Below are 5,899 nucleotides of genomic sequence, written 5' to 3' on the forward strand. Positions count from 1 at the left end.
GTCTTGCGGTGGTTCTTGCGCACCTTGTCCTCGACGTTGCCCACGCCGGTGTCCTTCACGGCCAGCTCGGCCAGCTCTCGGTTGCGTGCCGGCTCGATGATGGCCCAGCCGGCCGCGACCACTGCAGTGTCGACCTGCGCCTGCGACCAGGTCTCGTAGATGCGCTGCGCGGCGCGGGCGCGCGCCACCAGGTCGGCGAGGGGGGAAGAGGGAGTGTTCGGATGTTCCATGGGGACCTGTGCGTCTCAATCGACTTTGATGCTTGCTTCCTTCGCCAGCTTCTGCCAGCGCACGAGTTCGGTGGTCACCACCTTGCCGAGCTGCTCGGGCGTACCGCCCACGCCTTCGCTGCCTTGGGCGAGCAGCTTGTCGCGGATCTCCGGCTCCTTCACGACCGTGTTGATCACGCGGTTGAGCCTGTCGACGGCGGGCTTGGGCGTCTTCGCGGGCACGAACACGGCGTACCAGGAGTCCACGTCGAAGTCTGGCACGCCGGCCTCCTGCATCGTCGGTACGTCGGGGAAGGCCGCGCTGCGCTTGATGGTGGACACGGCCAGCGCCTTGAGCTTGCCTGCCTTCACGAACTGCGCGGCGGCGGGAATGGATACCCACAGCAGCGGCACCTGCCCGCCCATCACGTCGGTCACGGCCGGGCCGCCGCCGCGATAGGGAACATGCGTCATCTGCGTGCCGGTGCGCAGCTTCAGCAGCTCGCCCGCGAGGTGCCCGGGCGAGCCGTTGCCCACCGATGCGAAGGAGATGCTGTCGGGCTTGGCCTTGGCCAGCGCGACCAGCTCGGCCACCGTGTTCGCCGGAAACTGCGTGTTGGCCACCAGGATCTGCGGCAGCGAGGCGACCATGCCCACGGGCGCGAAGTCCTTCGCGGTGTCGAAGCCCAGCTTGGCGTAGATGGCCGGGTTGATGGTGTGCGAAGACAGCGTGAACAGCACCGTGTAGCCGTCGGGCGCCGACTTGGCCACCAGCTCGGTGCCGATGGAGCCGGCCGCGCCGCCGCGGTTGTCGATCAGCTCCGGCTGGCCCAGCAGCGTCGCGAATCTCTCCTGCACGATGCGGGCGATCACGTCGGTGCCGCCGCCGGGCGGGTAGGGCACGACGAGGCGGATCGGCTTCGTCGGATAGTCGCCGTTGTCCGCATGCGCGGCGAAGGGCGATGCAAAAGCGGCGAGGGCCAGCAACCCGGCGTGCAGCCAGGGGGCGAGGAACGGCTTCATTCAGGTCTCCTTCTCTTTGTGATGGACGTCGGCGACGGCCCGGCCGGTGAGGCACCCACGCGATAGCCCAGCGTGACGCTCGCATCGCGCGCGCAGGCCATCAGGTGGTCGGCCAGCCCGCGCGCCTGCGTGCGCGCGAAGCGGATCGAGGGCACGCTCATGCCGACGGCCGCCACGGCCTCGCCGCGTGCGTTGAGCACGGGCACGCCGAGGCCGCAGACGCCGATGCGCCATTCCTCGCGGTTCTCCGCGTAGCCGCGGGCGCGCGAGCGTTCCAGTTCGTTGAAGAGGGCGTCGAAGTCGGTGATGCTGTTCTTCGTGTGCGCCACCAGCGTGCCCAGGCACTCCTGCAGCGCCGGCACGCTCAGGCCTGCTGCCGCGAGCAGCGCCTTGCCCGATGCCACGCAGTACGCGGCCGCGCGGCCGCCGATGCGCGAGTAGGCGGCCACGGGCAGCGGGCTGTCGAACTTGTCGAGGTAGACGATCTCCGCGCCGTTGAGCACCGCGAGGTGGATGGTCTCGCCCGTGGCCTGTGCAAGCCGCGAGAGATGGGGCCGCAGCAGCGTGCCGATGTCCGATGCGTCGGAGACCATGGCTCCCAGCTCGAAGAGCCTGAGGCTCGGTCGGTAGGTGCTCGTGTCCGGGTCCTGCACGGCCCAGCCGCATTCGACCAGCGTCTGCAGCGTGCGGTGCGCGTTGCTGCGCGCCATGCCGAAGGCCTGTGCCAGTTCGGTGACGCGGCATTCGCGCTGCTGGCGCACCATCCATTCGATGGCGGCGAGACCCTTGGCAAGCGTGGAGTCCATGAGGCTTTGGCGTTCCTTGTTGTTCCAAATATTGGAACAACGTTCTTGAATTTGAAACGCAATGTATGAACCCGACGCGCCCTTTGTCAATCGGGGACTTGGATGTAGTTCCAAAGGCCTCAGCGGCTCAGCGCCGATGGCGCCCGGCCATGAGCTCGATCACTTCGCGGAAGATGCTGTTGCCGCTGGAGGTTGCAAGGTCGAGCACATGGCTGCGGCTGTAGTAGGGGCTCAGGTCGAGGCCCACTCCGATGCCCGAGATGGCGATGTCGCCGCGTTGCTCCTGTCGCGCCACCACGTCGCGCAGGTGGGGGTCGAGGTAGTGCTCGTCGTTGGCCAGGTGCGTGGCGCTGTCCATCGGCGAGCCGTCGGAACTCACCAGCAGCAGCTTGCGTGCTTCGCCGCGCTGGCGCAGCCGCATGCAGGCCCAGTCGATGGCCTCGCCGTCGATGCCTTCGCGGAACAGGTCGGCCTTGAGCAGCGCAGCCATCGCGGGGCGTGCGCGGCGCCACGGTGTGGCTGCGGCCTTGAAGACGATGTGGCAGCGCTCGTTGAGCCGGCCCGGATGCGGCGGCCTGCCTGCGCGCACCCATTCGCGCTGCGGGCGCCCGCCGTTCCATGCACCCGTCGTGAAGCCCAGAACCTCGCTGGCCACGCCGGCCTGCTCGAGCGCGCGCGCGAACACGTCGACCATCATCGCGACCGACTCGGCGTGCTCCTTCATCGAGCCCGAGCAGTCGATGAGAAAGGTGACGATGCAGTCGGCCACCGGCTCCATGCGCTCGGTACGGAACAGGCGGCGCTCGGTGGGCGAGGCCACGAGTTGCGCGAGGCGGCGGCCATCGACCAGGCCTTCTTCCTGCGCACCGTCCCAGCCGTCGCGCTCGGGCTCGGCCAGCAGCGCGCGCAACTCGCGGGCGAGGCGGGCGATGTTCACGCCCTGCGCGGCGATGCGGCGGTCCAGCTTCTCGCGATAGCCTGCGAGCACTTCCTTGCGCGCGAGCGTGGCGGCATTGTGTTCGCGGTCGTAGGCATTGGAGAAGACGCGATAAGCACCGCCCGCATCCTCGAGCACGGCGCTGCGGCCCGACTCGGCGGTGGTGAAGCGCTCGACGATCTCCTGGTCCATGTCGGCCACGAGGCTGAACACGCTGCGCTTGTCGTCCACATGCGGATCGCGCGCGGCATCGCTGCCTTCTTCTCCAGCCTCGTGCAGCATGGCTGCGACGGTGTGCGCGATGGCGCGGGCGTGCGCGGCGTAGGCGGCCTGGTCGGTGCGATCCTTTCGCAGGCCTGCCAGGGCGTGCCCGATCAGCGGCGCGAGCGCGAAACGCGTGGCTTCGAGCATGTCCTCGGTTTCTTCCACCACCTGCTCGCCGCTGACGCGCGCACGGCAGATCTGCGCCACGGCATACAGCAGCAGGCCGCGCGCGGTGTCGGTCAGGCCCGAGTGGTGAAAGGCCAGCGACCACTGCTCGTGCCGGTGCCTCAGGTTGTGCCGCATGCCGGCCATGAGCTCGGGCGCGAGCGCTTCCACGCGGAACTGCTCGAGCATCTCGAACAGCATGCGCTCGACCGGCTCCTCGGGGCGCAGGCTTTCGTGCAGCGCGGCGTCCGATGCGGTGAGCCGCAACGCGAGGCCGTCCGCCACGCCGCGAAAGGAAGCGAAGTCGTCGGTGTCGGGCGAGGGATGCAGATGCGGCGCGAACCACGGCAGCGCCGCGCGGCCACGATGTAGCCGCCGTCCGCGAAAGTGCAGGTCGCGCTCGCCGCTGAATGCGCGGACCACGCCCGCGCAGAGCTCCGCGACCAGCTCTTCCTGCCGCACGCGGCGCTGCATCGCGCTCGCGGGCCCGGCGTTCATCCGCGCGAATCCGGCGAGAGCTGGTGCGACTCCTTCAGTTCGCGGTCGAAGCAGCGCTGGAAATACTCCGCCACCAGCGGGCGCTCCGCGTCGTCGCACTTGTTGACGAAGGAAAGGCGGAAGGCCAGTGCCGGGTCCTTGAAGATCTCGACGTTCTCGGCCCAGGTGATGACGGTGCGCGGCGACATCAGCGTAGAGAGGTCACCCGCCGCGAAGCCCTTGCGCGTGAGGTCGGCCACCGCCACCATCGACGCGACGAGCTTCGTGCCCGCTGCGTCGGCCAGCGAAGGCACGCGTGCCTGCACGATGGCGATCTCTTCCGCCGCGGGCAGGTAGTCGAGCGAGGCCACGATGTTCCATCGGTCGATCTGCGCATGGTTGAGCCGCTGCGCGCCGTGGTACAGCCCGTTGAGGTTGCCCAGCCCGACAGTGTTGGCCGTGGCGAACAGGCGAAAGAAGGGGTGCGGGCGCAGCACCCGGTTCTGGTCCATCAGCGTGAACTTGCCGTCGCGCTCCAGGATGCGCTGGATCACGAACATCACGTCGGGCCGGCCCGCGTCGTACTCGTCGAAGATCAGCGCCACGGGCCGCTGCAGCGACCACGGCACGATGCCTTCCTGGAACTCGGTGACTTGCCGGCCCTCGCGCAGCACAACCGCGTCCTTGCCGACGAGGTCGAGCCGGCTGATGTGGCCGTCGAGGTTCAGGCGCACGCAGGGCCAGTTCAACCGCGCCGCCACCTGCTCGATGTGGGTCGATTTGCCGGTGCCGTGCAGGCCCTGAACCATCACGCGCCGGTCGCGCGTGAAGCCCGCGAGGATGGCGAGCGTCACGTCGGGGTTGAAGCGATAGACCGCATCGACCTCGGGCACGTGGTCGTCGCGCTCACTGAAGGCAGGCACCCGCAGGTCGGTGTCGATGCCGAACACCTCGCGCACGCTGAGCATCCTGTCGGGTCGAAGGTCGGCGGTGTCGGTCATGGCGGTTTCCGGAGCTGTGTGGTTGTCAGGCCTGCGCGCGGTCGGAGGCGGCGTCGGCATCGATGCGGCTGAGTGCCTGCGCTGCGCGCTGCAGTGCGGGCAGCAGCGTCTTCGCCTTGGCGGCATCGAGCCGCATCACCGGCGCCTGCACCGCGATGCAGAGGTTGGAGGGCGCATCGTCGCCAGAGGGCACCAGCGTGGCGATGCACAGCAGGCCGGGCAGGAACTCTTCGTGGTCGATGGCGTAGCCGTCCTTGCGCACGCGCTGCACTTCCTTCTCCAGCGCCTCGGGGTCGGTCAGCGTTCTTTGCGTGTACGGCTCCAGCGGTGCGTGCGAGAGCAGCCGGCGGCGCTGCGCCGCGCTCATCTGCGAGAGAAAGATCTTTCCGCTGGCCGAGCAATGCACCGGCACGCGCGAGCCCGAGTGCAGGTAGAAGCGCAGCGGCGCGGCGGTTTCCACGCGGTCGAGGTAGACGACCTCGCTGCCCGAAAGCGCGGTGAGGTTGCAGCTCTCGCCGATCTCTTCCACCAGCTGGCGCAGCACCGTGTGGCGGGCGCCGTGCAGGCTGTCGTTGAGCAGCAGGTTCTCGGCCAGCCGCCGCAGCCGCGTGCCGATGCCGTAGTGCCGTCCGTCGCCCTCGCGCTGCAGCAGACCCGCGCCTTCGAGCTGCTGGAGCATGCGGTGCAGCGTGGGCTTGGGCAGGCCGGTTTCTTCGACGAGGCCCTGCAGCGAGTAGCGCTGGTCCTTCGCGGCCATGACTTCGAGCAGTGCGAACAGTCGCATGGTGGGCGTGTCGCCCGCCGGTTCCTGCGCTTCCGGCGTGAGGCCTTTGACGATCTTCATGGCGCGGATCATATGTGTTTTACAAAAAAAGAGACAAGACGTTCCGTTTTTTGTAAATTGTTTGACGCGAAGCGGATGGCGTCCTATATTCCGCCGAAACGAATTCCGGAACAAGAAGTTCCGACTTTTCGCGCTTCAACCCACTGCCACATCCCTTCAGGAGACGCCTTCCA

General features: G+C 68.2%; 5 protein-coding genes and 1 pseudogene. All 6 read right to left on the reverse strand.

Annotated features, from left to right (window positions below):
- Positions 1–230 (reverse strand): annotated as a pseudogene (locus ACT6S0_RS25780) (acylating sulfoacetaldehyde dehydrogenase); the annotation flags it as partial.
- 15 nt (positions 231–245) lie between these two features.
- Entirely contained in the window at positions 246–1,232 is a 987-nt protein-coding gene (locus tag ACT6S0_RS25785; protein WP_444766591.1) for a tripartite tricarboxylate transporter substrate binding protein, read from the reverse strand.
- Entirely contained in the window at positions 1,229–2,038 is an 810-nt protein-coding gene (locus tag ACT6S0_RS25790; protein ID WP_444766592.1) for an IclR family transcriptional regulator, read from the reverse strand. The genes ACT6S0_RS25785 and ACT6S0_RS25790 overlap by 4 nt, the downstream gene beginning before the upstream one ends.
- A gap of 127 nt (positions 2,039–2,165) precedes the next feature.
- Entirely contained in the window at positions 2,166–3,902 is a 1,737-nt protein-coding gene (locus tag ACT6S0_RS25795; protein ID WP_444766593.1) for a cobaltochelatase CobT-related protein, read from the reverse strand.
- Positions 3,899–4,882, reverse strand: coding sequence for an AAA family ATPase (locus tag ACT6S0_RS25800; protein WP_444766594.1), 984 nt, complete (start codon positions 4,880–4,882; stop codon positions 3,899–3,901). The genes ACT6S0_RS25795 and ACT6S0_RS25800 overlap by 4 nt, the downstream gene beginning before the upstream one ends.
- A gap of 25 nt (positions 4,883–4,907) precedes the next feature.
- Positions 4,908–5,738, reverse strand: a complete 831-nt coding sequence (locus ACT6S0_RS25805) for an IclR family transcriptional regulator (RefSeq protein ID WP_444766595.1) — start codon at positions 5,736–5,738, stop codon at positions 4,908–4,910.
- Between the last annotated feature and the right edge of the window lie 161 nt (positions 5,739–5,899).

The organism is Roseateles sp. (assembly GCF_052436255.1).
Taxonomy (GTDB): domain Bacteria; phylum Pseudomonadota; class Gammaproteobacteria; order Burkholderiales; family Burkholderiaceae_C; genus Pelomonas.

Bases quoted from the DNA above. Each gene is read 5' to 3' on its own strand.
- ACT6S0_RS25785 (WP_444766591.1), bottom strand. From the start codon at position 1,232: ATGAAGCCGTTCCTCGCCCCCTGGCTGCACGCCGGGTTGCTGGCCCTC.
- ACT6S0_RS25790 (WP_444766592.1), bottom strand. From the start codon at position 2,038: ATGGACTCCACGCTTGCCAAGGGTCTCGCCGCCATCGAATGGATGGTG.
- ACT6S0_RS25795 (WP_444766593.1), bottom strand. From the start codon at position 3,902: ATGAACGCCGGGCCCGCGAGCGCGATGCAGCGCCGCGTGCGGCAGGAA.
- ACT6S0_RS25800 (WP_444766594.1), bottom strand. From the start codon at position 4,882: ATGACCGACACCGCCGACCTTCGACCCGACAGGATGCTCAGCGTGCGC.
- ACT6S0_RS25805 (WP_444766595.1), bottom strand. From the start codon at position 5,738: ATGATCCGCGCCATGAAGATCGTCAAAGGCCTCACGCCGGAAGCGCAG.